The following is a 25,013-nucleotide window of genomic DNA, read 5'->3' as shown; positions in this document are numbered from 1 at the left end:
GCCCCCTGGAGTGAGTGTGATCCATCGCCACTTCGACGGGCGACCCCGGTGGGCCGTTGCCTGTTCCGGGTTCCGAACAGGTCACGGTCAGGACTCGGAACGGCGTTTGAGAGAGTGGGGGCATGCAGTCCTCCCAGCATGCGGACACCGCCACCAGCACGGACACCGGCACCGGCACCGGCACGGACACCGGCACCGGCACCGGCACGGACACCGGCACCGGCACGGACCCCGCCACCGGTCCCGGTCCCGGTCCCTGCCATGTCGTCGTCATCGGGGGCGGGATCTCCGGCCTCGCCGCCGCCCACCGGCTCGCGACCGCCGGAGCCCGGGTGACCCTCCTTGAGGCCACCGGCCGCCTCGGCGGCAAGCTGCAGACGGGGGAGATCGCCGGAACGCCCGTGGACCTCGGCGCCGAGTCCATGCTCGCCCGCCGCCCCGAGGGCATCGCGCTCGCCCGCGCCGCGGGCCTCGGCGACCGCCTCCAGCCGCCCGCCACCAGCACCGCCGCCGTCTGGACCCGCGACGCGCTGCGCCCGCTGCCCAAGGGCCATGTGATGGGCGTCCCCGGCAGCCCCGAGGCCCTCGCCGGGCTGCTCTCCCCGCAGGGCGTCGCCCGCATCGCCCAGGAGCGCGAGCTGCCCCCCGCCGAACTCGGCGAGGACGTCGCGATCGGCGCGTACGTCGCCGACCGCCTCGGCCGCGAGGTCGTCGACCGGCTGGTGGAGCCGCTGCTCGGCGGCGTGTACGCGGGCGACGCCTACCGCATCTCCATGCGCGCCTCCGTGCCCCGGCTCTTCGAGGCGGCGCGGAGCCGCCCCTCGCTTCTCGACGCGGTACGCGAGGTCCAGCGGCAGGCCGCAGCCCAGCAGCAGGACGGGCCCGTCTTCATGGGCGTCGCGGGCGGCGTCGGCACCCTGCCGGACGCGGTCGCCGACGCCGTACGCGCCCACGGCGGCGAGATCCGCACCGGCACGGCCGTGCTCGGGCTGAGCCGGTCCGCGCTGGGGTGGCAGATCCGCACCGACCGGCGCATCCTCACCGCCGACGCCGTCGTCCTCGCCGCCCCCGCCTGGGCCGCCGCCGATCTGCTCGCCGCCGAGTCGCCCGCCGCCGCGGCCGAACTCGGCCGGATCGAGTACGCCTCCATGGCTCTGGTCACCCTCGCCTTCCGGCGCTCCGAGGTGACCGGACTGCCGGACGGCAGCGGCTTCCTCGTCCCGCCGGCCGACGGCCGCACCATCAAGGCCGCCACCTTCTCCAGCCGGAAATGGCGGTGGGTGACCGAGGGCTCGTCCGACCTCTTCGTCCTCCGCACCTCCATCGGCCGGTACGGCGAGGAGGAGCATCTGCACCGCGACGACGCCGATCTCGTCGCCGTCTCCCTGCGCGACCTCGGCGCGGCCGTCGGGATCGCCGCGAAGCCCGTGGCCCACGAGGTCACCCGCTGGATCGGCGGGCTGCCGCAGTACCCCGTGGGGCATCTCGCCCGCGTCGCCCGGATCCGTGCGGAGGTCGCCGGACTGCCCGGACTGCGGGTCTGCGGGGCGGCCTACGACGGCGTCGGCATCCCCGCCTGCATCGCCGACGGACACCGCGCCGCCGACGAGATTCTCGCCACGCCGACCCTGGCGCGGGGCACGGATCGGGGCACGGGACAATAGCCGTATGAGTGCGCCCGAAAAGATCCCGAACGCAGGCAAGAAGGCCAAGGACCTCAACGAGGTCATCCGGTACACGCTGTGGTCCGTCTTCAAGCTGCGCGATGTGCTGCCCGACGACCGCTCCGGCTACGCCGAGGAGGTCCAGGAGCTGTTCGACCAGCTCGCCGCCAAGGACGTGAAGGTGCGCGGCACCTACGATCTCTCCGGGCTGCGCGCCGACGCCGATCTGATGATCTGGTGGCACGCCGAGACCGCGGACGAGCTCCAGGAGGCGTACAACCTCTTCCGCCGCACCCGTCTGGGCCGGGCGCTGGAGCCGGTCTGGTCGAACATGGCGCTGCACCGCCCCGCCGAGTTCAACAAGTCGCACATCCCGGCGTTCCTCGCCGACGAGACGGCGCGCGACTATGTCAGCGTCTACCCGTTCGTGCGCTCCTACGACTGGTATCTGCTGCCTGACGAGGACCGCCGCCGGATGCTCGCGGACCACGGGAAGATGGCCCGCGGCTACCCGGACGTGCGCGCCAACACGGTGGCGTCGTTCTCGCTCGGCGACTACGAGTGGATCCTGGCTTTCGAGGCCGACGAGCTGCACCGTATCGTCGACCTGATGCGTCATCTGCGCGCGTCCGAGGCCCGTATGCACGTCCGTGAGGAAGTCCCCTTCTACACGGGCAGGCGCCGGTCCGTCGCCGAACTGGTGACCGGCCTCGCCTGAGGGTTCCGCCGCCGCACCGGCGGTGGAACCGGTGGGGAATCCGTCGCCGAGCCGGTGGCGGTACTCGTGGAGACCCCGTCGCCGAGACGGTCGGCGGAGCTCTCACGCGAAACGGAAGGCCGGGGCCGCATTCCAGCGGCCCCCGGCCTCTTCGACCCGGAAGATCAGACGGTGTGCGGCAGCTTCGGCTGATCCGCCCGCCGGTCCAGCGACACCGGGTCCGGCTCCGGGTGCGGCGCGCATGACGCGCGCCGCACCGGCGTCCTCCCCCGCAGCAGATAGTCCTCCAGATACGCGTTCACGCACGCGTTGGGGCCGCCGCCGACGCCATGGGCCCCGGCGTCCTCCTCGGTGATCAGCACCGCGCCCTTCAGCCGCCGCGCCAGCTCCCGCGCCCCCGCGTAAGGGGTCGCCGCGTCCCGCTCGGCCGCCAGGATCAGCAGCGGCGGCAGCTCGCCCCACGTGGTCCGCACCTCAAGAGGCAGCTGCCGGGGCCCCGTCCAGTAGGCGCACGGCAGATTCGTGAACGCGTTGTCCCAGGTCTCGAAGGGCGCGCTCCGGGCCAGCAGGGTGTTGTCGCGGTCCCACACCGCGAAATCGGTCGGCCAGGGCGCGTCATTGCACTCGATCGCGGTGTACACGGCGGTGGAGTTCTCCGCGCTCTTCGCGCTCTCCTGCCGGGGCGCGGCCTGTTCGATCAGCGGCTTCTCATTGCCCTTCAGATACTCCGAGAGCGCCGTGGCGCGCGGTGCCCAGTAGTCGTCCTGGTAACCGGCCGCCAGAAACGCCGCCTGGAGCTGCCCGGGGCCTACCGTGCCGCCCGCCGGCCGCCTCGCCAGCCGGGCGCGCGCCTCCTCGAAGCTGTCCGCCACCGCCTCGGGGCTCGTCCCCAGACCGAAGACGGCGTCGTGCCGGGCCATCCAGTCGCGGAAGTCGGCCCAGCGGCGCTCGAACGCCTGTGACTGGTCCAGATTGCTGCGGTACCAGATCTTCTCGCGCGCCGGGTTCACCGCCGAGTCGAAGACCATCCGGCGGACGTGCGACGGGAAGAGCGTCGCGTACAGAGCGCCGAAGTAGGTGCCGTACGACGCCCCCATGAAGGTCAGCCGGGGCTCGCCGAGCGCCGCCCGCAGCACATCGAGATCGCGCGCGTTGTTCAGCGAGGTGTAGTGCCGCAGCGCCGGGCCGCTGCGCCGGGCACAGCCCGCCGCGTACTCCTTCGCCTCCGCGATCCGCTCGCTCTTGTACGCGGGGGAGGGGTGCACCGGGGCCTGGGTGGGGGCCTTGAGGAAATCCTCCGGCTCCACGCAGGACAGCGGCGCGGAGCGGCCGACGCCGCGCGGGGCGTAGCCCACGAAGTCGTACGCGCGGCCCAGCCGTTCCCACTCGGTGAGCTGGGCGACCAGCGGGAACCACATGCTGGAGGCCCCGGGCCCGCCGGGGTTGTAGACCAGCGCGCCCTGACGCTCGGCGGGCTCACCGGTCGCCTCGCCCCGGCTCACCGTCAGGGTGATCCGCTTCCCCTCCGGCTCCGCGTAGTCGAGGGGGACCTCGACGGTGCCGCAACGGACGGACGCGGGCAGTGACTCGACCCTGGGGCAGTCGCCGAAGGCGATGCCCTTCGCCGCGGCACGCCCGGCCGCCAGCGCGGTGCCGCGGGCCTCCGCGTCGCCGACGGAGGCGCCGCCCGCCGGAGTGACGGCCAGCGCGCCGGCGAGCAGGGCCAAGGCCCCCGTCACCGCCCCGTACTTCGCCACAGCTCTCATCGCGTTCCCTTCGTGCCGACGACGGTCAGGGATCCTTCGCAGCACTCAGGGGCTTGTAAAGCACCGCCGAACGGTGTCGCGCTCAATGACTCCGATGCGCCGTCCGGGCGTTCGCGCGCCCCCGTGCGCGCCGGAGTTCCGTGTCGGTACGGGAGGAGGGTCAGCCGCAGCCGCACCCTCCGCAGCCGCCGCACCCTCCGCCGTCTCCTCCGCCCCCGTCTCCTCCGCTGCCGCTGTCCCCTCCGCTGCCCGCCGAGTCGCCGCAGCCCGAGCCCGGCCCCGAGCCGCCGCACCACACGGCGGCGGACTCGCCTCCGGCCGCCGCCGCGCCGCCCGCCGTGGCGACGAGCACCACGGGCGCGAGGGCCGCCGCGACCAGCACCGTCCGGAGCCCCGGGTCCGGTACTCCGCCTGTGCCCTTCAGCGAGACCAGCGCGTTCGGCGCTTCGGCGTCGGCGTACCGCTTGCGGTACACCGCCAGCGCGTCCTTTCCGGCCGGGGTGATCCTGGCGTCGCAGCAGGAGGTGATGACGGCCCCGGTGATGATCGCGAAGAGCAGGCCGGGCAGCACCAGCACCGCGAACGGCAGATCCGGCCGCTCCCAGTCCAGCACGGCGCCCACCACGGTGAGGACGATGGCGGCCAGGAGCGCCAGCACGCACAGGGTGGTCTGGGACACCGACCAGAACCGCAGCACTCTCCGGCCGAGGCTCGGCGGCGCCATCAGCCCCTGGGCGGCGAGCCCATGGCCGATCCGCTGGACGACGGGCCCCCGCATCACCGTGTGCCGCAGCTGGTTGAGCGAACCGTTGGGGGCGACGGCGAGCTGGTCCAGGACCGCCCGTTCCACCGGATCGGCCGCGACCGGGTTCTGGACGGAGACGATGCCGGGTTCGCCGATCAGCACCCGTTCGCCGCTGTGCAGTCCGGTGAGCGCGGCGTCCACGACCCGGGCCGGGCCGCCGCCGAGGAACGCGGCCTCGTACACATCGTGTATCTCGGGTGTGACCGGCGGGCGGCGCCGGGGCCGGACGGCTCGCCAGCCGATGATCAGTCCCAGGGACGAGACCCCGGCGATGAGATTGATGAGCAGAACGGCCCTGTCCATGGGCTACCTCCGTACGAGAGCGGCGCGGGCGGCGCGCACGATCCGGGTGGTCCGCCGGGGCGGCTGCGGGGCGACCCGCTCCTCCCACCAGCGGGTCAGTCTGCGCCGTGCCCCTTCGTCGGCGGGCTGTCCGGCGATGAGCAGCCCCTCGGCGAAGTCGAGGGCGTCACGGCGGTAACCGGAGCGCATGGGACGGCTCTTGGCGTACGCGACGAACGCGCGCCGGTAGCCGTCCCCGAGTATGCCGGGCAGCTCGGGTGCGATCCTGGCGACGACGGAGGCCCGTTTGGCGATGAGGGCCCGGCTCTGCGTACGCAGCCGCCGGCGGTCGAAGCCCTCGGGGGCGGGGGTTCCGGCGACCAGGGAGGAGAGCAGGGCGGCCTGGGCGATGCCGAGCCGCTCCCGTACCGCCGTGCGGTCGGCGGTGGCCGGCTCCCCGGTCCCGGAACCGGAATCTGGTCCAGACGTGGGGTCGGCTACGGTCGCGCGGTCGTTCGCCCTGACGGCGCCGCCCACCGTGCCGGCACGGGCCAGGGCCGGGCCGGCCGCCGCCGTCACCGGGGCGCCGGCCCCCAGCCGTACCGTCTCGCGTATCACCCGCAGCTCCCCGGCGAGTTCCGCGGCGGGCGGGAAGTCGTCGTCGCGCTCCAGCAGCACTCCCGGGGGATCGACCCGCGACCTCAGCTCCCGCAGTACGGCGAGGACCGGCTCGGTCACCGGGTGGGAGTGGGTGTCGTGCCAGACGCCGTCGCGTTCGACGCCGCCCGCCACATGCACATAGGCGATGGCCTCCACCGGCAGCTCGTCGAGAGCCTTCGCCGGGTCCTCGCCCCGGTTGACGTGGTTGGTGTGCAGATTGGCCACGTCGATCAGCAGCCGGACACCGGTGCGCTCCACCAGCTCCGCCAGGAACCGGCCCTCCGACAGCTCCTCGTCCGGCCAGGAGAAGAGCGCGGCGATGTTCTCCAGCGCCAGCGGCACCGGCAGCGAGTCCTGGGCGATCCGGACGTTCTCGCAGAGCACCGCGAGCGCGTCCCAGGTGCGCGGCACGGGCAGCAGATGACCCGCCTCCAGCTGGGGCGACGCGGTGAGCTCGCCTCCGGCGCGGACGAACGCGATGTGCTCCGTCACCAGTGGCGAGCCGAGCGCCTCCGCCCGCTCGGCCAGCGCGGCGAGCCGCTGCGCGGAGGGCCGGTCCGCGCCGCCGAGCCCGAGCGACACCCCGTGCGGCACGATCCCGACGCCGCGTGAGCGCAGCCTGGTCAGCGAGTCGGGCAGATGGCCGGGGCAGACGTTCTCCGCCACGACCTCCACCCAGTCGAGATCCGCCAGCCCCTCGACCGCGTCCGCGATCTCCGGCCGCCAGCCGATGCCGATGCCGAGTTCCATGTCCCCGTCCCCCTTCTTCGCCCACCGCGCCACCGGGCGGTGCGTGCACAGGACATGGCCCCGTCAGATGTGAGCGAACCCTGAAGGGTAGACGTTCAGAGGATGATTTGAGGTTGCACGGCGGGTTCAGGGGCTGATGCCGGGCTCGGGCCGGCGGGTGTCGATCGAGCCGGGCGTGCCCGCTCCCGGGGACGGCCGCGAGGTCGGGGAGAGGTCCCCGGGGGGCTCCACGGCGGCGGGCGCGGGCGGAGTGCCGCCGTCCGGCGCGGGCGGCCCGCTGGGGCTAGCGGTGGTCCCGCCCGCCGCCTCGTCGGCGATGGCGTCGAAGTCGACCTTCCCGGTCGCCTCCAGCATGGTGATGTGGTCGAGGACGGTCTGGTTGGCGTCGCTCGCCAGCTGGCGTATGAGGGTGTTCCGGGTGGTGTGCCTGACCTGGGCGACCAGGGAGAAGACCTTGCCGTGGGCGTTGCGCAGCAGATTGGCGAAGGCGCGTTCGTACGCCTCGCCGGTGGCCGCCGACAGCTCCCGCAGCCAGCCCTGCTGCTGGTCGTTGGGCTGGTTGGGCAGCTGTACCCCCAGCTTGGCCGCCACCTCGCGGGCGCGTCGGTCGAGATCGGCGTGGCCCACCACGAGATGGTCGCCCGCGTCCCGGATCGCCTCGCTGGGGGCCCGTTCGATCGCCTGCTGACCGGCGGGCAGCTCCCACAGTCCGGCGAGCCGCACCCGGACCAGGAAGTCCCGGTCGGTCGCGGACAGCGGCCCCCACCGGGTGGCCACGGTGGAGGCTTCGAGACGGTCCTGACCGGTGCCGGAACGGTCCGCGTACGACCAGATCGGGAACGCCAGCGCCCCCAGGGTGGCGATGAGCGCCGCGATGATGAGGACCGTCCCGTTGACGCGTCGCAGCAAGGTGCCTCCCGAGTTGAGATGTTCACGGCAGATCAGCCGCCGGCCGGACGGGGGTTCAACCGGTTCGGCCGTACTGGGAGGTACGTAACGCGGGGGCGCGGTGTTCAGCGGCTCAGCGGTTCGGTCGCTCGGTCGTTCAGGAGGAACCGGCGCCGCCCGCCGTCGATGAGCCGGTCCCCGTGTCCTCCCGGAGCTCAGCGGCGCAGCGCGGGGTGGTCGGCGACCACCGTGCAGGAGCCCGGAGCGATCTCGGTGAAGCCGGCGTCCCTGACGACGGGCAGTCCGCCGCGGGTCAGCTCCCGCCAGTCGCCGGGGTCCGGGACGCGGACCGAGAGACCGAAGCCGTTCGCCGCCCAGGCGTCGCGGTCGCGGTCGGACAGCTCCCACCAGGCCAGCTGGGCGCCGTGACCGGCCTGGGCCATGGCCTTGCCCGCGGACATCTCCACCTCCGGGCTGAGCCAGAGCACCGGGGCGCCGGGGAGCGGGACGGCAGGAGCGGCGGGGTCGGCCAGCTCGGTGCCCGAGACCTGGAGTTTGGCGAGCTCCTTGGGCCAGCCGTCCAGCGGGACCGGCGGGAACACCCGTACCTCGGCGGTCGCGCCGGTCACGGTGATCCCCGGCAGCGCGGACGCCTTGCGCCACTCCGCGCCGCGCGCCCGGCGCACCACCTTGCGGATCCGGGCGTCCTGCCAGTCCCGGATGGCCCGGGCCCACTCGCCCTCGCCCTGCGAGCGCTCGTCGGCCAGGATCGTGAGCACGGCGCGGGCCGCTGTTTCCAGCGCGTCGGTACGGGACGGGGGGTCGGTCTTCTCGATCCGGACCACCAGCGGCAGGACGGACTGCGGTGCGCTGTCGCGGTCCGTGTCCTTGTGGCGGAAGGGGCTGTCGGGGCTGGTGGAATCGCTGCTCACACGGGTAAGTGTGCCAGCCGCCGGCGGCACGCCGGAGGGCCGCCGGCCGCTCGCGGTCCGCCGCGGCGGACGACGGGCGGCACGGCCCGTCCGTATGCTCGTACGCATGGACGAGCCGTACTGCGATCCACCGGGCCCCGCCCACGGCGTGACCGGCGGGCCCCCCTTCGCCGAATGTGTGCTCTGCCGTGAGCCGACGGAGTATCCGGAGTCGGCGAAGGGTGTGACGCTCTGCCCGGTCTGCGAGTGGCAGGAGGCGCAGCGGACGGCCTGTTCCGGCTGACCGCGGTCAGTGGGGTTTCTTCATCAGCTCGGAGACCTTCACCATGCGGTAGCCCTCCTCGCGGAGCGCGGGCACGATCTGGCGGATCGCCTCCTCGGTGACCGGGGCCGCGCTGCGGGTGCAGTGCAGCACCACCACGGATCCCGGTGTCACCCCTTCGAGCACCTGCGCGACGACCCGGTCGGTGTCGGTGGTGAAGGCGTCGCCGCCGACCACGTCCCACTGCACGGCCGTCACCCCGGCGGGGGCGATGGCCCGTAGCGCGGCCTGGTCGTAACAGCCGCCGGGGAAGCGGAAGTACGGGACCACATTGCGCGCCCCGGCCCGCTCGAAGGCGGTGAAGGCCCGCTTCACATCGGCCAGCATCCGGCCCCGCTTGACCGCGGGCAGACCGTAGCAGTCGCCGGTGAAGCCGTAGTGGCTGTAGGAGTGGTTGCCGATCTCGAAGAGCGGATCGGCGCCGATCTCCTTCGCCTGCTCGGGGTACTCCTCGGCCCAGCGGCCGGTCATGAAGACCGTCGAGGGGACCTTGAGCTCCCGGAGGGTCTCGATGAGTGTGGGGTTGTCGAAGCGTTCGCCGCGCACCGCCCGCTGTCCCTGATCGGCGGTCATATCGGCGTCGAAGGTGAGGGCGACGGTCTTCTCGGTGTCTTCGGTCTCCTCAGCGTCCTCAGCGTCTTCGGCCTCTTCGGGGACCTCGGCGCGCGTGAAGACGGGGGTCAGGGCGGGCTTCTTCTCGGCATGGGGTCCCGCGGCGGCCACTCCGCTGGGGCCCGCCGGACCGGGGGAGGGCTTCTCGGCCGTGCCCTGCCCGCTGCCGCAGCCGACGAGCGCGGCGCTCAGGACGGCCAGAGCCGTGAGGCTTCGCACAGAAATGATCACGAAAGAAAAATATACGATCATTTCATTATCAGATGGACATATCGCCTCCGTGTCGGGGTGATGTGCCGGGATCTGCGACCGTGCCCCGATCGGCGCCGAGCGCGGGAGGTAAGGGCGTGGAAGGCATGCAGGGGTCCCCGGGGGCGGGGGTTCTCGCGGGCATGGCGGAGGTGCGGGGCGCACCGGCGGACCGGGGCGGCCCGCTGCGGCGGCAACTGCCCTCCTGAGGCCCGACAGCCCCGGGCCCGGCTCCGCTCAGTCGGACTCGGCGGTGCAGGGGCTCGCGGCCACCGGGTCCGCCGAGTCCAGCGCCGCCGTCAGGGCGTTGAGCTCCTCGCGCAGCGCCCGGACGCGCTCCAGCGGCAGACCCGTCGCCGCGGCGATCCTGCGCGGCACCGCCCGCGCCCGCTCGCGCAGGGCGGCCCCGGCCTCCGTGGGGCGCACCGTCACCGAGCGCTCGTCCTCGCTGCTGCGCCGGCGCTCCACATGCCCCGCCGCCTCCAGCCGCTTCAGCAGCGGCGACAGGGTGCCGGAGTCCAGCCGCAGATGCTCGCCGATCCGTTTGACCGGCAGCTCGCCGTGCTCCCAGAGCACCAGCATCGCCAGATACTGCGGATACGTCAGCCCCAGATCCTTCAGCGCGCTGCGGTAGACGCCGTTGAACGCCCGGGACGCGGCGTGCAGCGAGAAGCAGACCTGCTGGTCCAGCCGGAGGAAGTCGTCCTCCGGTCCACCGCTGAGCGCATCGCCGGGCATCGTCTCGACCATGCCGTCAGCATACCCAAGGCGACACCTCTGCGCGATTCAGTTGTGCACAACTCAATCGTGTGCTCTAGTGGTGTGCGACGGAACACCCCGCGGAACCTCGCGGAACTCCGCGGAACCCCTGTGGAACACCCCGCACACGACGACGAAGAGGTGCAGTACCCATGGACGCGCTCTACACCGCCGTAGCCACCGCCAATGGCCGTGAAGGCCGCGCCGTCAGCTCGGACGGCACGCTCGACCTCCCCCTCGCGCTGCCCCCGGCCCTCGGAGGCGACGGCCAGGGCACCAACCCCGAGCAGCTCTTCGCCGCCGGTTTCGCGGCCTGCTTCGCCAGCGCCATGAGCGCCGTCGGGCGGCAGGGGAAGATCGACGTCAAGGACGTCTCGGTGACCGCCGAGGTCGGCATCGGCAAGGACACCGACGGCGGCTTCGGGCTCTCCGTGGTCCTGCGCGTCGAGCTCCCCGACCACCTCCAGGGCGAGCCGGGCCGCGCGCTGGTCGAGCAGACCCACGCTTTCTGCCCGTACTCCAAGGCCACCCGCGGCAACATCCCCGTCGAGCTCGTCATCGAGTGACCGAGTGACCGGGTGACCGGGTGACCGGGTGATCGAGTGATCGGTGACCGAGTGATCGCGCGCGGAGACCGGCGGGCCGCGAAGCACCCGGAGGGTGCGCCCATGAGCGCGGTCAACGCACCGGTACGGAAGAACATCTGACGGCGGCTCGCACGGAGCGAGGCGGCGTCCACCGGCGGAAAAAGACGTGACCCGCACAGGTGTACCGCGCACCGGGGTGTGCGGGAACCGTGCGGGTCACAGCTGCCCAGGGTCAGACGAGCTCGGCCGTGAGCGTGATCGTCGTGCCCGTGAGCGCCTGGCTCACCGGGCAGTTCTTCTTGGCGCCCTCGGCGGCCTCGGCGAACGCCTCCGCGTCCAGTCCGGGCACCTCGCCGCGGACGGAGAGGTGGATGCCGGTGATGCCCTCACCCGGCTGGAAGGTCACATCGGCCTTGGTCTCCAGGCGGGTGGGCGGGTTGCCCGCGCCGGTGAGACCGTGCGAGAGGGCCATCGAGAAGCAGCTGGAGTGCGCCGCCGCGATCAGCTCCTCCGGGCTGGTCTTGCCATTGGCCTGCTCGGCGCGGGACGGCCAGGAGACCGGCTGCGAACCGATGCCGGAGGAGTCGAAGGTGACGGTGCCCGAGCCCTTGAGGAGCTCGCCTTCCCAGACCGTGTGCGCCGTGCGCGTGGTGGCCATGGTGGATCCCTTCTGAAGATAAAGGTGGGTTACAACCCCCGAACCTACTGCCCCGCCAGGCCCTTCGCGTCACGGGCCAGCGCGGTGAGACGCGAGATGGCCCGGAAGTACTTCTTCCGATAGCCCCCGTTGAGCATCTCCTCACTGAACAGCCGGTCGAAGGGGAGGCCGGAGGCGAGCACCGGCACCTCGCGGTCGTACAGCCGGTCGGCGAGGACGACCAGCCGCAGCGCCGTGGACTGGTCGGGCACCGGCCCCACATCGGTGAGACAGACCGCCCGTACGCCGTCGGTGAGCGCGCCGTACCGGCTCGGGTGCACCTTCGCGAGATGGGCCAGCAGCGCCGGGAACTCGTCCAGGGACGCCCCTTCGGCGGCGTACGCGGCCTTGACGACCACCTCGTCGGAGAACGGGGCGGGAGCCTCGGGCAGCCCCCGGTGGCGGTAGTCCTCGCCGTCGATGCGCAGCGGCATGAAGTGCGCGGAGAGCCCCTGGATCTCCCGGAGGAAGTCCGCGGCGGCGAACCGGCCCTCGCCGAGCTTTCCGGGCAGGGTGTTGGAGGTGGCGGCCAGCGCGACGCCCGCGTCCACCAGCTTGCCGAGCAGCGTCGAGACCAGCACGGTGTCACCGGGGTCGTCGAGCTCGAACTCGTCGATGCAGAGCAGCCGGTGCTCGCTGAGCGTCCGGACCGTCTGCTGGAAACCGAGCGCGCCGACCAGGTTCGTCAGCTCCACGAAGGTCCCGAAGGCCTTGCGCTCCGGCTCGGCCGGGGCGGCGTGCCAGAGGGAGGCGAGCAGATGGGTCTTGCCGACGCCGTAGCCGCCGTCGAGATAGACGCCCCGGGGGCCGGTGGGCGCGGCCTGCTTCCTGCCGAACCAGCGGCGCACCCCCGTCGGCCGGTCCGCCGCCGCGCCGCCCAGGCCCGCGGCGAACGAGCTGAGCGCGGTGACCGCCGCCCGCTGGCTGGGCTGCCGCTCATCGGGGACATAGGTGTCGAAGCGTACGGAGTCGAACCGGGGCGGCGGCACCATCTCGGCGACCAGCCGGTCGGCGGGGACGTACGGCTCACGGGCGGACAGCGTGAGCGGTACGCCTTCGGTCATGGCACGGGGGGCAGGGGTGGGCACAGTTCCCCACTGTAAAGGGCGTGTCAGACTGCCCCCCATGCGACGCCTGCTCCCTGTGACCGACCAGACACCCGACGACGACCGTGAGTGGTCGCTGGACGAACTGGCCGACGCCTACGCCTATCCGGATCCCGCCCCGGGTTCCGGAACCTGGCTGCGGGCGAACATGGTCTCCTCGCTGGACGGCGCGGCCCAGCACGACGGCCGCTCCCAGCCCCTGTCGTCCGACACCGATATGCGGATCTTCGGCACCCTGCGGGCCCTGGCCGACGCGGTGGTGGTGGGCGCGGAGACGGTCCGGATGGAGGGGTACCGCCCCGCCCGCGCCCGGGAGGCGTTCGCGGAGCGCAGAAGGGCCGCGGGGCAGGGGCCCGCGCCCGCGATCGCCGTGGTGAGCGCCTCGCTCGGGCTCGACTTCTCGCTGCCGCTCTTCACCGCCGCGCTGACGCCGACGCTGGTGCTGACGGGCGCGGCGGCGCCCCCGGACCGGATCCGCGCCGCCGAGCGGGCGGGCGTGCAGGTGGTGATCGCCGGGGACGGCGCCGGGGTGGATCCGGCCCGGGCGGTGCGCGCCCTCGCGGAACGCGGGCTGCGGCGGCTGCTCACCGAGGGCGGGCCGAGGCTGCTGGGGCAGTTCACGGCGTCCGGCTCGCTGGACGAGCTCTGTCTGACCCTGTCGCCCGCCATGGCGGCGGGGGACTCCCAGCGGATCGCGGGCGGCCCCGCCCTCGCGGTGCCCGAGCGGTTCGCCCTGGCCTCCGTGCTGGAGGAGGCCGGCTTCCTCTACACCCGCTACCTGCGGTCCCGCGTATAGCGGAGACGGCGCGTGGGCATCCGACAATCGGCGGAATTTATCGTTCCGGTTAGCTGCGGCTGGGCACACTTACTCTGCAGACCCCGTGCGGGCACGGGGAAGGATGGTTTCCGCAGAAGGGTCCTGACGTGTTCACAAGCGTACTGATGATCGAGAAGCCCCTGACGCCCGACGACGTGGACTTCGTCACCACCCTGCACGGGGACGAGAACGTCTCCTTCGTCGTGCTGCTCCAGCCCCGCGGCGATCAGGCCGATGTGCTGCTGCGCGCCATCGACGACGTGGCGCTCGGGGAGCTCAAGGAGGCCGTCCACGAGGGCGAGGAGCCCGAGGGCAGCGCCGCCAAGGCCCCCGCCGAAGTGGGTCTTGCGCACTCCGTGGCCGCCCTGCGCGCGGCGGGCAGCCCGGCGGAGGGGGAGGTCGTCGAGGACCATCCGCTCGACCGGCTCAAGGCCGTGGTCGAGGAGAAGGGGGCCGATGAGGTGATCGTGCTGACCGCGCCGCACTACGTGGAGGAGTTCTTCCACCGGGACTGGGCCTCCAGGGCACGCCACCGGGTCGGCGTACCGGTGCTCAAGCTCTTCGCGCACAGCGAATAGGGTGGACCCTCACCTGCGGCCCACGAGCGAGGGCCGGACAGTCGACACTCCGGGAGACGCACGTATGGCACCCGCCATCCCCACCGCCATGGAACGACCGCACTTCATCGGCATCGGCGGCGCCGGGATGTCGGGCATCGCCAAGATCCTCGCCCGGCGCGGCGCGCGGGTCGCGGGCAGCGACGCCAAGGAGTCCCCGACCGCCGACGCCCTGCGCGAGCTGGGCGCGACCGTCCGTATCGGGCACGCGGCGGACCATCTGGCCGAGGACGCCAGCTGCGTCGTCGTCTCCAGCGCGATCCGGGCCGACAACCCCGAGCTGGCGCGCGCCGCCGAGCTGGGGATCCCCGCCGTCCACCGCTCGGACGCCCTGGCGTCCCTGATGACCGGCCTGCGCTCGATCGCGGTGGCGGGCACCCACGGCAAGACCACCACCACCTCCATGCTGGCGGTGGCGCTGAGCGGGCTCGGCCTGGACCCCTCGTACGCCATCGGCGGCGATCTGGCCGGTCCGGGCACCAACGCCCGGCACGGCGCCGGCGAGATCTTCGTGGCCGAGGCGGACGAAAGCGACCGCAGCTTCCACAAGTACGCCCCCGAGGTCGCCATCGTCCTCAACGTGGAGCTGGACCACCACGCGAACTACGCGTCGATGGACGAGATCTACGAGTCCTTCGAGATCTTCGCCGACCGGATCGTCTCCGGCGGCACCCTGGTGATCTCCGCCGACCAGCAGGGCGCGGTCGAGCTGACCGGCCGGCTGCGCACCCGCTCCGGGCTGAACATCGTCACCTACGGTGAGTCCGACTCCGCCGACGTACGGGTGCACAAGATCACCCCGCGCGGTCTGACCAGCGAGGTCACGGTGGTCGTCGACGGCCGGTTCCTGACCTTCACGGTCTCCGTCCCCGGCAGCCACTACGCCCTCAACGCGGTGGCCGCGCTCGCCGCCGGCGTCGCCCTGGGCGTCCCGGCGCACAATCTGGCCGCCGCGCTCGGCAAGTACACCGGCGTCAAGCGCCGTCTCCAGCTCAAGGGCGAGGCCGCCGGGGTCCAGGTCATCGACTCCTACGCCCACCACCCGACCGAGATGACCGCCGACCTGGCGGCCATGCGCGGCGCGTCGGCCGGCTCCCGGCTGCTGGTCGTCTTCCAGCCGCACCTCTTCTCCCGCACCCAGGAGCTGGGCAAGGAGATGGGCCAGGCGCTGGCGCTGGCCGACGCCTCCCTGGTCCTGGACATCTACCCGGCGCGCGAGGACCCCATCGACGGGGTCACCAGCGAGCTGATCATCGCCGCCGCCCGCGCCTCGGGCGCGGATGTCACGGCCGTCCACGACATGGCGGACGTGCCCGGGGCGGTCGCGGGAATGGCCCGGCCGGGTGATCTCGTTCTCACCATGGGCGCGGGTGACGTCACGGACCTCGGTCCGGAGATTCTGGCCCGCCTGTCGAGCTGAGGAAGCGGTTGTCATGGCGTACGACATCGAGAAGCCGGACGAGCAGTGGCGCGCGGAGCTGAGCCCAGCGGAGTACCAGGTGCTCCGCCGGGCCGGGACCGAGCCCGCTCACACCGGTGAGTACACGGACACCAGGACGGCGGGGGTGTACTCCTGCCGGGCGTGCGGCGCGGAGCTCTTCCGCTCCGACACCAAATTCGACTCGCACTGCGGCTGGCCCTCGTTCTACGACCCCAAGGACAGCGACGCGGTCGAGCTGATCGAGGACCGCTCGCACGGGATGCTCCGCACCGAGGTCCGCTGCTCGCGCTGCGGCTCCCATCTCGGGCATGTGTTCGCGGGGGAGGGGTATGCCACCCCGACCGACCAGCGGTACTGCATCAACTCCGTCTCGCTGCGGCTGACGCCCGACGAGAGCTGAGGCCCCGACGGCACCCGGCCGGACGGGCGTGCCCGCGCGCCCGTCCTGGGTCGGCCCGTGCGCCCGCCGGGCGGTGCCCGGAGCCGGTGTACGGGGCCGGTGCCCGGAGCCGGTGTACGGGGCCGCTCCGGAGCTGTCCGCCGGGCGGCGGCGCGACGGACGCGGCCCGGCCCCCGGGCACCCGGCTCCCGTCCTGCGGACGGCCAGGGGTGGGAGAATGAGGGGCGTGCCGACACTTCCGCCGGATCTCCTGGACCGCGCCCGCGCCCTCGCCGCCCCCGGCCGGCGCCGCATCCTGGGCATCGCCGGAGCGCCCGGAGCGGGCAAGTCCACCCTCGCCGCACAGCTGGCCGACGCGCTGGCCGGGCTCGCCGTGCTGGTCCCCATGGACGGCTTCCATCTCGCCGGGGCGACCCTCGAACGCCTCGGCCTGACCGGCCGCAAGGGCGCGGCCGACACCTTCGACGCCGACGGCTACGCCGCGCTGCTCACCCGGCTGCGCGCCCCCGCCCCCGGCGTCACGGTCTACGCCCCGGCCTTCGACCGCACCCTGGAGGAGCCGGTCGCGGGCAGCATCCCGGTGACTCCGGAGACCCCCCTGGTGATCACCGAGGGGAACTATCTCCTCCATGACGACGGCCCCTGGGCCCGGGTCCGGCCGCTGCTCGACGAGGTCTGGTATCTGGACCCGGCGCGGGAGGCACGCCTCCGCCGGCTCATCGACCGGCATATCCGATTCGGCAAGGAGCGGGCCCACGCCGAGCGCTGGGCACACGGCTCCGACGAGGCCAACGCCCGGCTGATCGCCCTCGGCAGAGCGCGCGCGGATCTCATCGTGCCCATGCCCTGAGCATCCCCCCGCCGGGTGGAAGAACCATGGGTGGGTACGCTCACAGCGCGTGTCGCATGGCGCGGCCGGAGCGGCTCCCGGGCCGGTCCCGGGATGGAACGAGAGGCGGATGACGTGGGGTTGTTCCGGCGGAGGCCGAAGCGCGACGGGCAGGACGCGCCGCGCGACCCCGAGTTCCCCTACTTCTCCGCCGACGAGGGCGCCCGCTTCCGCTCCCTGGTCCGGGAGGCGTTCGCCGAGCAGGGCCTCGAAGTGAGCGTCTACGCCGATGTGGTCTCCGACAGCTCCGGCCGCCAGTTCGGCCTCGCCAATCTCGCTGCCGTCCTCCACAACGACGACCGGGGCCCGCGCGCCTGGCCCGATCAGGTCCGCCGCCATGTCGGCATGGTGCTGCGGACCATGGACGCGCCCTCCGCGCTGGACACCCTGTCGACCGAGCAGATCCGCTCCCAGCTCTACCCCCGGGTGCTGGGCTCCGAGGGCTTCGACCCGGCGAGCTTCGCCTACGCCCGCACCCCCGCCCCGGGACTCCACGAGATCATCGCCCTCGATCTCCCGGAGAGCGTCATGATGCTCACCGACGACGCCCTCGCCCCCCTCGGCGACCTCCCCTATCTGCGCGAACAGGCGCTCTACAATCTGCGCGGGCTGCCCATCGAAGGGCATGAGACCGTCAAGGGCGACGACGGGATGCGCTTCGAGGTGATCCTCGGCGACTCCTTCTACACCGCGAGCCGGGTCCTGACGCTGGAGAGCGTCGTACGGGAGACCACCGGGGAACAGCTCACCGAGGACGGCGCGCTGGTGGCGCTGCCCTTCCGGCATCAGCTCGCCTTCCATGTCATCCGGGACGCCGGAATCGTGCCCGCGCTCAACGCGATGGCGTCGTTCGCCGCGTCCGGTTATGTGGACACGCCGGGGGCTATCAGCCCCTATGTCTACTGGTGGCGGGAGGGCCGCCTCACCCAGCTCAGCGACCGGGAGGAGGACGGGGACGGGCTGCGCATCGTGATCGGCGAGGAGTTCCAGGAACTGCTGGAGCGGCTGCTCGGCGGCGAGCGGGGCTGAGCCCGCGCGAGCCTGTGGGCTCGCGAACGGCCCCGGAGACGGGCGGGGGCCGGCCCGCGCACCGCTTCGGGACGGGCGCGGCACCCGAGCCCGCCTGCCCTTGGCCCCGAGCCCGCCCCCCTGCCCCCGCCCCCCTCAGTCCGTCAGCACCGCGCACGACCGGGGCCCCAGCCGCAGCGCCCCGTCCGCGCCCGGCGGCCGGACCGGATCCCAGGCCGCCAGCACCCGGCCGCCTCCGCCCAGCCGGATCGAAGCGGGCTCGTCCCCCAGATTGACCGCGATCCGCAGATCGCCCCGCCGCAGCGCCAGCCAGCGGGCGTCCTCGTCGTACGCCACCCGCACCGACGCCAGATCGGGATCGGCCAGATCGGAGTGGGCACGCCGCAGCGCGATCAGCTCCTTGTGCCAGGCCAGCAGCCGGGCGTGCGGCTCACGGGAGCGCTCCGAGCGGTCCAGACAGGACCGGAGGCGGGTGGCCGGGTCCTGCGGGTCCGGGATGTCCGCCGCGTCCCAGCCGTGCGCGGCGAACTCCCGCCGTCTGCCCTCCCGTACCGCCGCCGCCAGCTCCGGATCGGTGTGGTCGGTGAAGAACTGCCAGGGCGTCCGCGCACCCCACTCCTCGCCCATGAACAGCATCGGGGTGAACGGACCGGTGAGCACCAGCACCGCCGCGCACGCCAGCAGACCGGGGGCCAGGGCCCCCGAGAGCCGGTCGCCCAGCGCGCGATTGCCGATCTGGTCATGGGTCTGGGCATAGCCGAGGAAACGGTGGGCGGGCGTCGTCGTCACATCCACGGGACGGCCGTGCACCCGCCCCCGGAAACCCGAAGGGACGCCGTCGTGGAAGAACCCCCGGGTGACGGTCTTGGCGACGGCCGCCAGCGGAGCCTCGGCGAAGTCCGCGTAATAGCCCTGGGACTCACCGGTCAGCGCGGTGTGCAGAGCGTGATGGAAGTCGTCGTTCCACTGGGCGTGCAGCCCGAGCCCGCCCGCCTCCCGCGGAGTGACGGTACGCGGATCGCAGGCGTCCGATTCGGCGATCAGGAACAGCGGCCGGCGCAGCTCCCCGGAGAGCGCGTCCACCGCCCGGGACAGCTCCTCCGGGAAGGCCAGCGCCCGGGTGTCGACGAGCGCGTGCACCGCGTCGAGCCGCAGCCCGTCCAGCCGGTACTCCCGCAGCCAGGCCAGCGCGCTGCCCAGCAGATAGGCGCGCACCTCGTCCGAGCCCGCGGCGTCCAGATTGACCGCCGCGCCCCACGGGGTGTGGTGGGCGTCCGTGAAATACGGCCCGAAGGCGGGCAGATGGTTCCCCGAGGGGCCCAGATGGTTGTGGACCACGTCCAGCACCACCCCGAGCCCATGACCGTGCGCGGCGTCCACGAAACGCCTGAGCGCCTCCGGACCGCCGTACGGCTCGTGCACCGCCCACAGCGACACCCCTTCGTACCCCCAGCCGTGCACCCCCGGAAACGGGCAGACCGGCATCAGCTCGATATGGGAGATCCCCAGCTCGGCCAGGTCGCCGAGGTGCGCAGCCGCCGCGTCGAGGGTCCCCTCGGCCGTGAAGGTGCCGATGTGCAGCTCGTACAGCACCGCGCCGCGCAGCGTCCGGCCGGGCCAGTCATGCCGCCAGACGTAGGAGTCCGGGAGCACCACCGCGCTGAGACCGTCCGGTCCGTCCGGCTGGCGGCGCGAGCGGGGATCGGGCCGCACCGGACCGCCGTCCAGGGCGAATCCGTACCGCGCGCCCTCGTCCGCCCCGGCCTCGGCACGCCACCAGCCCGCCCGGTCCGCCACCCGGGCCATCTCCCGCTCCGAGCCCTCCAGCAGCAGCGTCACCCGCTCCTCGGCGCGCGGCGCCCACACTTCGAACAGCACTGGCCATCCCCTCGTCCGTCATGGGCCCCGCCGTCTTCGGGCCCGCCGCCCATCCTGACGACTCCGGCCCCTGGAAGGGGCGACCTTGCGGCATTAGGGTCACGGGCCATGCCTCCGTCTTCCGGATCGAACGGGCCGCTCCCCCTCTTCCCGCCCGGCTTCCTCTGGGGAGCCGCCGCCTCCGCCTTCCAGACCGAAGGAGCCGCCGACACCGACGGCAAAGGCCCCTCCGGCTGGGACGCCTTCGCCGCCCAGGGAAGGATCAAGGACGGCGCCGACCCCGCGCGCGCCACCGGCTTCCATGAGCGCTACCGCGACGACGTCGCCCTGCTCGCCGGGCTCGGCGCGGACGCCTTCCGGTTCTCCATCAGCTGGCCACGGGTGATCCCCGGCGGCGGCGGACCGGTCAACGCCGCCGGACTCGACTTCTACGACCGGCTCGTGGACGAGCTCTGCGCCCGGGGCATCGCCCCCGCGCCCACCCTCTACCACTGGGACACCCCCTTGGCCCTGGAGGAGACCGGCGGCTGGCTCAACCGGGACACCGCCGCCCGGTTCGCCGACTACGCGTCGGCGGTCGCCGGGCGGCTCGGCGACCGCGTCCCCATGTGGATCACGGTCAACGAACCCGCCGAGGTCACCCTCCTCGGCTATGCCCTCGGCGAGCACGCCCCGGGCAGACGGCTGCTCTTCGACGCGCTGCCCGCCGCCCACCATCAGCTCCTCGCCCATGGCCTCGGCGTCCAGGCCCTGCGTGCGGCGGGCGCGCGGAACATCGGGCTCGCGCTCTCCCACTCCCCGGTGTGGACGGCGGGCGGCAGCGAGGCGGACCGGACCGCGGCCGAGCTGTACGACACCCTCACCAACTGGCTGTTCGCCGACCCGGTGCTCACCGGCGGCTACCCGGACGAGAACCTCGCCGCCCTGATGCCGGGACCGGTCGCCGAGGATCTCGCCGTGATCTCCGCGCCGCTGGACTGGTACGGGGTGAACTACTACCACCCCATGCTGGTCGGCGTGCCCACGGCGGCGGAGCCCGGCGGCTTCGCGGGCGTCGGACTCCCCGAGGGGCTGCCCTTCGGGCTCCGCGGGATCGACAGCGCGGAACGCACCGACTTCGGCTGGCCGGTGGTCCCCGACGGACTGCGCGAGATGCTGCTCCGGCTGAAGGACCGCTTCGGCGACCGGCTGCCGCCGCTCCACATCACCGAGAACGGCTGCTCGTACGGCGGACTCGACGACCAGCGCCGGATCGCCTATCTCGACTCCCATCTGCGCGCGCTGCACCGGGCCGTCGAGGAGGGCGTCGATGTACGCGGCTACTTCACCTGGTCGCTCACCGACAACATCGAGTGGGCGGAGGGCGCGGCGCAGCGCTTCGGGCTGGTCCACATCGACTTCGAGACGCTGGAGCGCACCCCGAAGGCGTCCTACGCCTGGTACCGCGAGACGATCGCCGCCCAGCGGGCCAGGGGGTCCGCGAACGGCTAGAGTCCCCGGTCAACGGAGATCCGCGAAGATCCACGGAGGGGTGCCCCATGGCCAAGGTCAATATCGGCCTCGATGCCGAACTGGTGGTGGAAGTGATGGTGCTGGCCGGTGTGGGCTCGCCCCAGGACGCCGTCGAAGCGGTCGTACGCGACTACATCGCGCGGGGGCACCGCACCGAGGAGCGGACCGGGTCACAGAACGCGGGCGTACGGGAGCCGGGGGCCGCGCCCGAGCCGCCGCGGGGCTGACCGGGGGCGGCCCGGGGCGGCCCGGGTTCAGCTGAGCGGGAGCGCCCCCGGGCCATGCTTCAGCGGGGGCGCCCTCGCGTACGGTCAGTCCCGCGGGCCGGGCGTCAGATAGATCCGCTCCTCGATGACCGGATGCCCGGCCCTGGCGAACTGCCGGGCCATCGGGACGTTGGTCTGGTCCGTCGCCCCCAGGACGGACTCCGCGCCCTCATCGGCCAGTACCCGGGTGCACTCCACCAGCAGATCGTAGGCATAGCCGTGCCCACGCTGCTCCGGCACGACCCCGATGAAGCCGATGCACGGCCCCGACGAGTTGCGCGCCGGGACGTGCAGCCCGACCAGCTCACCGCCGGGGGTGTGGGCGAGCTGCCACCACTCGCGCGGCGAGGGGCACCAGCGGAAGAAGTCCAGCTCCGCCTGTGCCGCGCGGTCCAAACCGCCCTCGGCGATGTCCTGGAGAGCGTGCGCGTCGAGCGTCGCCGAGTGCACCCGGCGCAGCACATCGAAGATCACATCGTCATCGGGCTCGGGCCGGAAGACCAGCCGTCCGGGCCGCTCGGGCAGCCCGCACTCCGGTGTCCAGCGGTACTGGTAGCGCTCCACCAGCAGACTCATCCCGGCTTTGCCGGCGGCCCGCAGCCGCGCCTCGCCGGCGGCCCGCAGCACGGGGTCCTCGCGCCAGCCCCTGGGCAGGATCAGCTGGTATTCGACGCGGTACGGGGAGGTGCGCAGCAGCTCGGCCGCGGCCTCCTCCTCGCCCTCCGCGAAGTCGAACCAGTTGACGTTGAGGGGGTGTTCGTCGTCGGGTCCGCCCCACCAGGCGGCCCGGGCGACCACCTGGCCGTCGCGCAGGGCGACCCGCTTCCACTCGGGCCGGTGGACGGTCCCGGAGAGAGCGCGGCCGATGCCGAGCGGGTCGGGCAGGGAGTCGAAGAGATGCGCGTCGTTCTCGTCGAGCGCGCGGATGACCGGATCGGTCATGGGAGTGTCCTCCGGAGGAAAGCGGTGGTGCGCTCCCGGTCAGACTGTGAACGCCGGGCGGACGGGGCGGGAGCGCGGGGATGGTGTGAGGGACACGGCACTCGCCTCCTCTCCGTCGGTTCTCAGGCGTCGGCGTCACCCTACACGGGAGACGATCATTCCTCCGCCCGGTTTTCCGGCGGCCCTTCCCACCCCTTCCCGCCCCTTCCGGAATCGCATCTTCCATGCAGGTCAGCGGTGTTCGGCGGGGAAGCGTATGGCCGGTGTTCTGGACACCGTGAGCCCTTCGGACCGACAATCGGGAGGTGACGTCGTCGTTCGAGTTCCCCGCGCACCCCGCTCCGGCCCGGCTCTCGGACGCCGAGCGGGACCGGGTCGTCGGGGTGCTCCGCGAGGGCGCGGCCCAGGGCATGCTGTCGCACGACACCTTTCTGCGGCGGATGGAGCTGGCCCTGGTCGCCCGTCGCACCGATGAGCTCCAGGAGCTCACCGCCGATCTGGTCTTCGGCCCGCAGAGCGGTCTCGGCCAGCGGCTGATCGGCGTGGTCGGCGGGGCGTCCGCGTTCTTCGTGAGGATGCGCAGGGCCTGGCACACCGAGAAGCTGCCGCCCCTGCTGCTGCCCGGGCCCGGCCCCGGCCCCCTGCGGATCGGCCGCGACCCCGGCAACGGGCTGCGCCTGAGCCATGACACGGTCTCCCGGGCGCACGCCGAGCTGAGCCGGTCCCGGGGCGTCTGGATCCTGCGCGACCTCGGCTCCACCAACGGCACCACGGTCAACGGCCGCCGGGTGGCCGGCTCGGTCGTGGTGCGGGACGGGGACATGGTCGGCTTCGGCCAGATGAGCTTCCGGCTGACGGCTCCCTGAGACCCGCGGGCCGCCGCCGCTCCGGCTCCGATGGCGGGGCGGGCCTCCGCCGGTCCCTGGTCCCCCGTCCGGTTTCGTTCACGAGTCCAGCACGGCTGAGCAGGGGCGGCCGAGCGGTCCCCCGCACCGTACGGCCGGAGTGAGAGAACCGCGTCGAACGGCCCCGGGACGGACATGTCGATGCGCGGCTCGTATACGGGTATACGGCTGGGGCATATCCAGTGCCCCGGGAAAGGCCCGCCTCTATGGTCGTGTGACAGGAGGTCGGATGAACTGGTTGGAAGGAGCCGCCGCGGAGGCGGCGAGCGCCGGTGACTACGGACGGGTCATCGAACTGGCCCGCGACGCCGCAAGGATGACCCAGCGCCAGCTCGCGGAAGCCTGCGGACTGTCCCAGCCGACCGTCTCCCGGCTGGAGAAGCGCGGAGTGGCCGACTACAACATGAAGACCCTGGCGAAGGCCGCGAGGCATCTGGGCATTCCGCTCGCCCTGGTCGGTCTGGCGGACGCCCGCACGGCCCCGCCCGCGCGGGCGGACCGGGCTTCTCCGACCGCCCGGGCGGAGAAGCCCGATCCGCTGCACCGGCGGCGCTTTCTCGCCGGGGCCATCGCGGCGGCGACGATCCCCGCCGCCGTCACGGCCTCCCGGCTCTCACCGGGACCGGAGGAGCAGGCGGAGGTGCTGCGCGGGGCGACCAGCGCGTTCCGGCGGATGGACGCCAGTGTCTCCGCGCGACAGCTCGCGGACGCGGTGCAGGGCCATCTGCGGCTGGTCCGGAGCGTGGCCGCGCAGAGCGCCGACCAGCCCGCCAGAGCGCGGCTCGCCTCCGTGACCAGCGAGGTGGCGAGCTTCTCGGCCTGGCTGAGCTGGGACATGGCGGATGCGGGATCGGCCCGCACCTGGTACGGCGAAGCGCTCAGGCTGGCCCGCCGGTCCGGCGACGAACTGCTGATCGCCTACCAGCAGGGCAGCCTCGCGCAGTTCGAGGTCGAGGCGGGGAACGCGGCCCAGGGGCTCGGTCTGATCCAGGGCGCGTGGCGGCTGCTCGAAGGCCGCCGGCCCGCCATCGCCGCCGCCTGGCTCCGCTCGCTGGAGGCGGTCGCCCACGCGACCGCGGGCGACCAGCGCGCCGCCGAACGGGCCCTCGCCGCCAGTGAGGCCGCCGCGGGCCGGGTCCGGGCCGGGGAGGAGCCGCCCTGGCCCTGGGTGTTCACCTTCGACCAGCGGAAGCTCGCCGCCGCCCGGGTCATCGGCGAAGCCCGGCTCGCCCGGCCCCACCGGGTGCTCTCCTCGCCCGACGACGCCCAGACCGTGCTCACCTTCCCCCATGAGAAGCAGCGCGCCATGCTCGGACTCGACGTGGCGAGAGGACATCTGGCCGCAGGCCGGCTCGACGTCGCGTACGCCGTCGCCACCCCCTGTCTCGACACCGGTCTACGGCTGGGCTCGGGGAGGGTCATCGAAGGCGCCCGCGCCTTCCGGCGCGGCTACGCGTCCACCAGCCCGCCCGCCTTCGTCCGCGACTTCGACCTGAGGCTGCGCGACGCCTACCGATGAC

The 25,013-nt window shown here is 73.1% G+C and carries 25 protein-coding genes; 14 read left to right on the top strand and 11 right to left on the bottom strand.

Annotated elements, in window-relative coordinates:
- Positions 1–122 precede the first annotated feature (122 nt).
- Together hemG and hemQ are read left to right on the top strand one after the other, a co-directional pair.
- The gene (gene hemG, locus FF041_RS19575) at positions 123–1,664 is read left to right on the top strand and encodes a protoporphyrinogen oxidase (protein WP_153524007.1); all 1,542 of its coding nucleotides are present in this window, start codon (positions 123–125) and stop codon (positions 1,662–1,664) included.
- Between the two features lie 4 nt (positions 1,665–1,668).
- Positions 1,669–2,382, top strand: a complete 714-nt coding sequence (gene hemQ, locus FF041_RS19570; RefSeq protein WP_153481389.1) for a hydrogen peroxide-dependent heme synthase — start codon at positions 1,669–1,671, stop codon at positions 2,380–2,382.
- Positions 2,383–2,546: 164 nt separating this feature from the next.
- On the opposite strand, the gene FF041_RS19565 is transcribed toward hemQ, so the two are convergent.
- The 5 genes from FF041_RS19565 to FF041_RS19545 form a co-directional block, all read right to left on the bottom strand.
- Entirely contained in the window at positions 2,547–4,148 is a 1,602-nt protein-coding gene (locus tag FF041_RS19565) for an alpha/beta hydrolase (protein ID WP_153524006.1), read from the bottom strand.
- 160 nt (positions 4,149–4,308) lie between these two features.
- On the bottom strand, positions 4,309–5,256 hold the full coding sequence (locus FF041_RS19560) for a TIGR04222 domain-containing membrane protein (protein WP_153524005.1): 948 nt from the start codon (positions 5,254–5,256) through the stop codon (positions 4,309–4,311).
- A gap of 3 nt (positions 5,257–5,259) precedes the next feature.
- Positions 5,260–6,645: a DUF692 domain-containing protein gene (locus FF041_RS19555; RefSeq protein WP_153524004.1), complete on the bottom strand. Its 1,386-nt coding sequence runs from the start codon at positions 6,643–6,645 to the stop codon at positions 5,260–5,262.
- 126 nt (positions 6,646–6,771) lie between these two features.
- A complete protein-coding gene (locus FF041_RS19550; protein ID WP_194292099.1) occupies positions 6,772–7,551 on the bottom strand; it encodes a DUF4142 domain-containing protein in 780 nt (259 codons plus the stop codon).
- Positions 7,552–7,748: 197 nt separating this feature from the next.
- Complete coding sequence (locus FF041_RS19545) at positions 7,749–8,465, bottom strand: aminoacyl-tRNA hydrolase (RefSeq protein ID WP_323392183.1); 717 nt, start codon at positions 8,463–8,465, stop codon at positions 7,749–7,751.
- Positions 8,466–8,571: 106 nt separating this feature from the next.
- On the opposite strand from FF041_RS19545, the gene FF041_RS38000 reads away from it, so the two are divergent.
- A complete protein-coding gene (locus FF041_RS38000) occupies positions 8,572–8,748 on the top strand; it encodes a hypothetical protein (RefSeq protein WP_194292094.1) in 177 nt (58 codons plus the stop codon).
- 6 nt (positions 8,749–8,754) lie between these two features.
- Here FF041_RS38000 and FF041_RS19540 read toward each other — a convergent pair whose 3' ends face one another.
- Both FF041_RS19540 and FF041_RS19535 read right to left on the bottom strand, forming a co-directional pair.
- The gene (locus FF041_RS19540) at positions 8,755–9,630 is read right to left on the bottom strand and encodes a polysaccharide deacetylase family protein (protein ID WP_323392181.1); all 876 of its coding nucleotides are present in this window, start codon (positions 9,628–9,630) and stop codon (positions 8,755–8,757) included.
- A 255-nt stretch (positions 9,631–9,885) separates the two neighbouring features.
- Positions 9,886–10,398: a MarR family winged helix-turn-helix transcriptional regulator gene (locus FF041_RS19535; RefSeq protein WP_153524000.1), complete on the bottom strand. Its 513-nt coding sequence runs from the start codon at positions 10,396–10,398 to the stop codon at positions 9,886–9,888.
- 161 nt (positions 10,399–10,559) lie between these two features.
- Between FF041_RS19535 and FF041_RS19530 the strand changes: the two genes are divergently transcribed.
- The gene (locus tag FF041_RS19530) at positions 10,560–10,973 is read left to right on the top strand and encodes an Ohr family peroxiredoxin (protein ID WP_153483638.1); all 414 of its coding nucleotides are present in this window, start codon (positions 10,560–10,562) and stop codon (positions 10,971–10,973) included.
- A gap of 253 nt (positions 10,974–11,226) precedes the next feature.
- Here the strand turns inward: FF041_RS19530 and FF041_RS19525 are convergent, their stop codons facing one another.
- Positions 11,227–11,652, bottom strand: a complete 426-nt coding sequence (locus tag FF041_RS19525; protein WP_153483639.1) for an OsmC family protein — start codon at positions 11,650–11,652, stop codon at positions 11,227–11,229.
- A gap of 44 nt (positions 11,653–11,696) precedes the next feature.
- Complete coding sequence (gene zapE / locus FF041_RS19520) at positions 11,697–12,755, bottom strand: cell division protein ZapE (protein ID WP_153483677.1); 1,059 nt, start codon at positions 12,753–12,755, stop codon at positions 11,697–11,699.
- Between the two features lie 61 nt (positions 12,756–12,816).
- Between zapE and FF041_RS19515 the strand changes: the two genes are divergently transcribed.
- The 6 genes from FF041_RS19515 to FF041_RS19490 all read left to right on the top strand — a co-directional run bounded on the left by FF041_RS19515 (position 12,817) and on the right by FF041_RS19490 (position 17,990).
- Entirely contained in the window at positions 12,817–13,593 is a 777-nt protein-coding gene (locus FF041_RS19515) for a pyrimidine reductase family protein (RefSeq protein WP_153523999.1), read from the top strand.
- Between the two features lie 146 nt (positions 13,594–13,739).
- Positions 13,740–14,192 carry an indole-3-glycerol phosphate synthase gene (locus FF041_RS19510; RefSeq protein ID WP_153524031.1) on the top strand — a complete coding sequence of 151 codons (453 nt, stop codon included), beginning with the start codon at positions 13,740–13,742 and terminating at the stop codon, positions 14,190–14,192.
- Positions 14,193–14,256: 64 nt separating this feature from the next.
- Positions 14,257–15,651: a UDP-N-acetylmuramate--L-alanine ligase gene (gene murC / locus FF041_RS19505; protein WP_153523998.1), complete on the top strand. Its 1,395-nt coding sequence runs from the start codon at positions 14,257–14,259 to the stop codon at positions 15,649–15,651.
- A 13-nt stretch (positions 15,652–15,664) separates the two neighbouring features.
- Entirely contained in the window at positions 15,665–16,072 is a 408-nt protein-coding gene (gene msrB / locus FF041_RS19500; RefSeq protein ID WP_153483643.1) for a peptide-methionine (R)-S-oxide reductase MsrB, read from the top strand.
- A gap of 217 nt (positions 16,073–16,289) precedes the next feature.
- Positions 16,290–16,922 carry a nucleoside/nucleotide kinase family protein gene (locus tag FF041_RS19495; protein WP_153523997.1) on the top strand — a complete coding sequence of 211 codons (633 nt, stop codon included), beginning with the start codon at positions 16,290–16,292 and terminating at the stop codon, positions 16,920–16,922.
- A 114-nt stretch (positions 16,923–17,036) separates the two neighbouring features.
- The gene (locus FF041_RS19490) at positions 17,037–17,990 is read left to right on the top strand and encodes a hypothetical protein (protein WP_323392179.1); all 954 of its coding nucleotides are present in this window, start codon (positions 17,037–17,039) and stop codon (positions 17,988–17,990) included.
- A 135-nt stretch (positions 17,991–18,125) separates the two neighbouring features.
- Here the strand turns inward: FF041_RS19490 and treZ are convergent, their stop codons facing one another.
- Entirely contained in the window at positions 18,126–19,868 is a 1,743-nt protein-coding gene (gene treZ, locus FF041_RS19485) for a malto-oligosyltrehalose trehalohydrolase (RefSeq protein WP_323392177.1), read from the bottom strand.
- A gap of 108 nt (positions 19,869–19,976) precedes the next feature.
- On the opposite strand from treZ, the gene FF041_RS19480 reads away from it, so the two are divergent.
- Both FF041_RS19480 and FF041_RS19475 read left to right on the top strand, forming a co-directional pair.
- On the top strand, positions 19,977–21,359 hold the full coding sequence (locus FF041_RS19480; RefSeq protein ID WP_153523995.1) for a GH1 family beta-glucosidase: 1,383 nt from the start codon (positions 19,977–19,979) through the stop codon (positions 21,357–21,359).
- A 47-nt stretch (positions 21,360–21,406) separates the two neighbouring features.
- A complete protein-coding gene (locus FF041_RS19475) occupies positions 21,407–21,607 on the top strand; it encodes a type II toxin-antitoxin system VapB family antitoxin (protein ID WP_153523994.1) in 201 nt (66 codons plus the stop codon).
- A gap of 84 nt (positions 21,608–21,691) precedes the next feature.
- Here the strand turns inward: FF041_RS19475 and FF041_RS19470 are convergent, their stop codons facing one another.
- Positions 21,692–22,588 carry a GNAT family N-acetyltransferase gene (locus FF041_RS19470; protein ID WP_153523993.1) on the bottom strand — a complete coding sequence of 299 codons (897 nt, stop codon included), beginning with the start codon at positions 22,586–22,588 and terminating at the stop codon, positions 21,692–21,694.
- 305 nt (positions 22,589–22,893) lie between these two features.
- On the opposite strand from FF041_RS19470, the gene FF041_RS40355 reads away from it, so the two are divergent.
- Both FF041_RS40355 and FF041_RS19460 read left to right on the top strand, forming a co-directional pair.
- Positions 22,894–23,454: a DUF1707 and FHA domain-containing protein gene (locus tag FF041_RS40355; protein ID WP_323392176.1), complete on the top strand. Its 561-nt coding sequence runs from the start codon at positions 22,894–22,896 to the stop codon at positions 23,452–23,454.
- 268 nt (positions 23,455–23,722) lie between these two features.
- The gene (locus tag FF041_RS19460; protein WP_153523992.1) at positions 23,723–25,012 is read left to right on the top strand and encodes a helix-turn-helix domain-containing protein; all 1,290 of its coding nucleotides are present in this window, start codon (positions 23,723–23,725) and stop codon (positions 25,010–25,012) included.
- Position 25,013: the final 1 nt, after the last annotated feature.

Source organism: Streptomyces jumonjinensis (assembly GCF_009600885.1).
GTDB lineage: Bacteria > Actinomycetota > Actinomycetes > Streptomycetales > Streptomycetaceae > Streptomyces > Streptomyces jumonjinensis.
This window is presented reverse-complemented; position numbering and strand designations above follow the sequence as displayed.

Coding starts and splice junctions, on each gene's coding strand:
- FF041_RS19530 (WP_153483638.1), top strand. CDS start 10,560: ATGGACGCGCTCTACACCGCCGTAGCCACCGCCAATGGCCGTGAAGGC.
- FF041_RS38000 (WP_194292094.1), top strand. CDS start 8,572: ATGGACGAGCCGTACTGCGATCCACCGGGCCCCGCCCACGGCGTGACC.
- hemG (WP_153524007.1), top strand. CDS start 123: ATGCAGTCCTCCCAGCATGCGGACACCGCCACCAGCACGGACACCGGC.
- FF041_RS19560 (WP_153524005.1), bottom strand. CDS start 5,256: ATGGACAGGGCCGTTCTGCTCATCAATCTCATCGCCGGGGTCTCGTCC.
- FF041_RS19535 (WP_153524000.1), bottom strand. CDS start 10,398: ATGGTCGAGACGATGCCCGGCGATGCGCTCAGCGGTGGACCGGAGGAC.
- FF041_RS19475 (WP_153523994.1), top strand. CDS start 21,407: ATGGCCAAGGTCAATATCGGCCTCGATGCCGAACTGGTGGTGGAAGTG.
- msrB (WP_153483643.1), top strand. CDS start 15,665: ATGGCGTACGACATCGAGAAGCCGGACGAGCAGTGGCGCGCGGAGCTG.
- zapE (WP_153483677.1), bottom strand. CDS start 12,755: ATGACCGAAGGCGTACCGCTCACGCTGTCCGCCCGTGAGCCGTACGTC.
- FF041_RS19510 (WP_153524031.1), top strand. CDS start 13,740: ATGATCGAGAAGCCCCTGACGCCCGACGACGTGGACTTCGTCACCACC.
- FF041_RS19555 (WP_153524004.1), bottom strand. CDS start 6,645: ATGGAACTCGGCATCGGCATCGGCTGGCGGCCGGAGATCGCGGACGCG.
- FF041_RS19460 (WP_153523992.1), top strand. CDS start 23,723: ATGAACTGGTTGGAAGGAGCCGCCGCGGAGGCGGCGAGCGCCGGTGAC.
- FF041_RS19495 (WP_153523997.1), top strand. CDS start 16,290: ATGAGGGGCGTGCCGACACTTCCGCCGGATCTCCTGGACCGCGCCCGC.
- FF041_RS19480 (WP_153523995.1), top strand. CDS start 19,977: ATGCCTCCGTCTTCCGGATCGAACGGGCCGCTCCCCCTCTTCCCGCCC.
- FF041_RS19565 (WP_153524006.1), bottom strand. CDS start 4,148: ATGAGAGCTGTGGCGAAGTACGGGGCGGTGACGGGGGCCTTGGCCCTG.
- hemQ (WP_153481389.1), top strand. CDS start 1,669: ATGAGTGCGCCCGAAAAGATCCCGAACGCAGGCAAGAAGGCCAAGGAC.
- murC (WP_153523998.1), top strand. CDS start 14,257: ATGGCACCCGCCATCCCCACCGCCATGGAACGACCGCACTTCATCGGC.
- FF041_RS19525 (WP_153483639.1), bottom strand. CDS start 11,652: ATGGCCACCACGCGCACGGCGCACACGGTCTGGGAAGGCGAGCTCCTC.
- FF041_RS19470 (WP_153523993.1), bottom strand. CDS start 22,588: ATGACCGATCCGGTCATCCGCGCGCTCGACGAGAACGACGCGCATCTC.
- FF041_RS19515 (WP_153523999.1), top strand. CDS start 12,817: ATGCGACGCCTGCTCCCTGTGACCGACCAGACACCCGACGACGACCGT.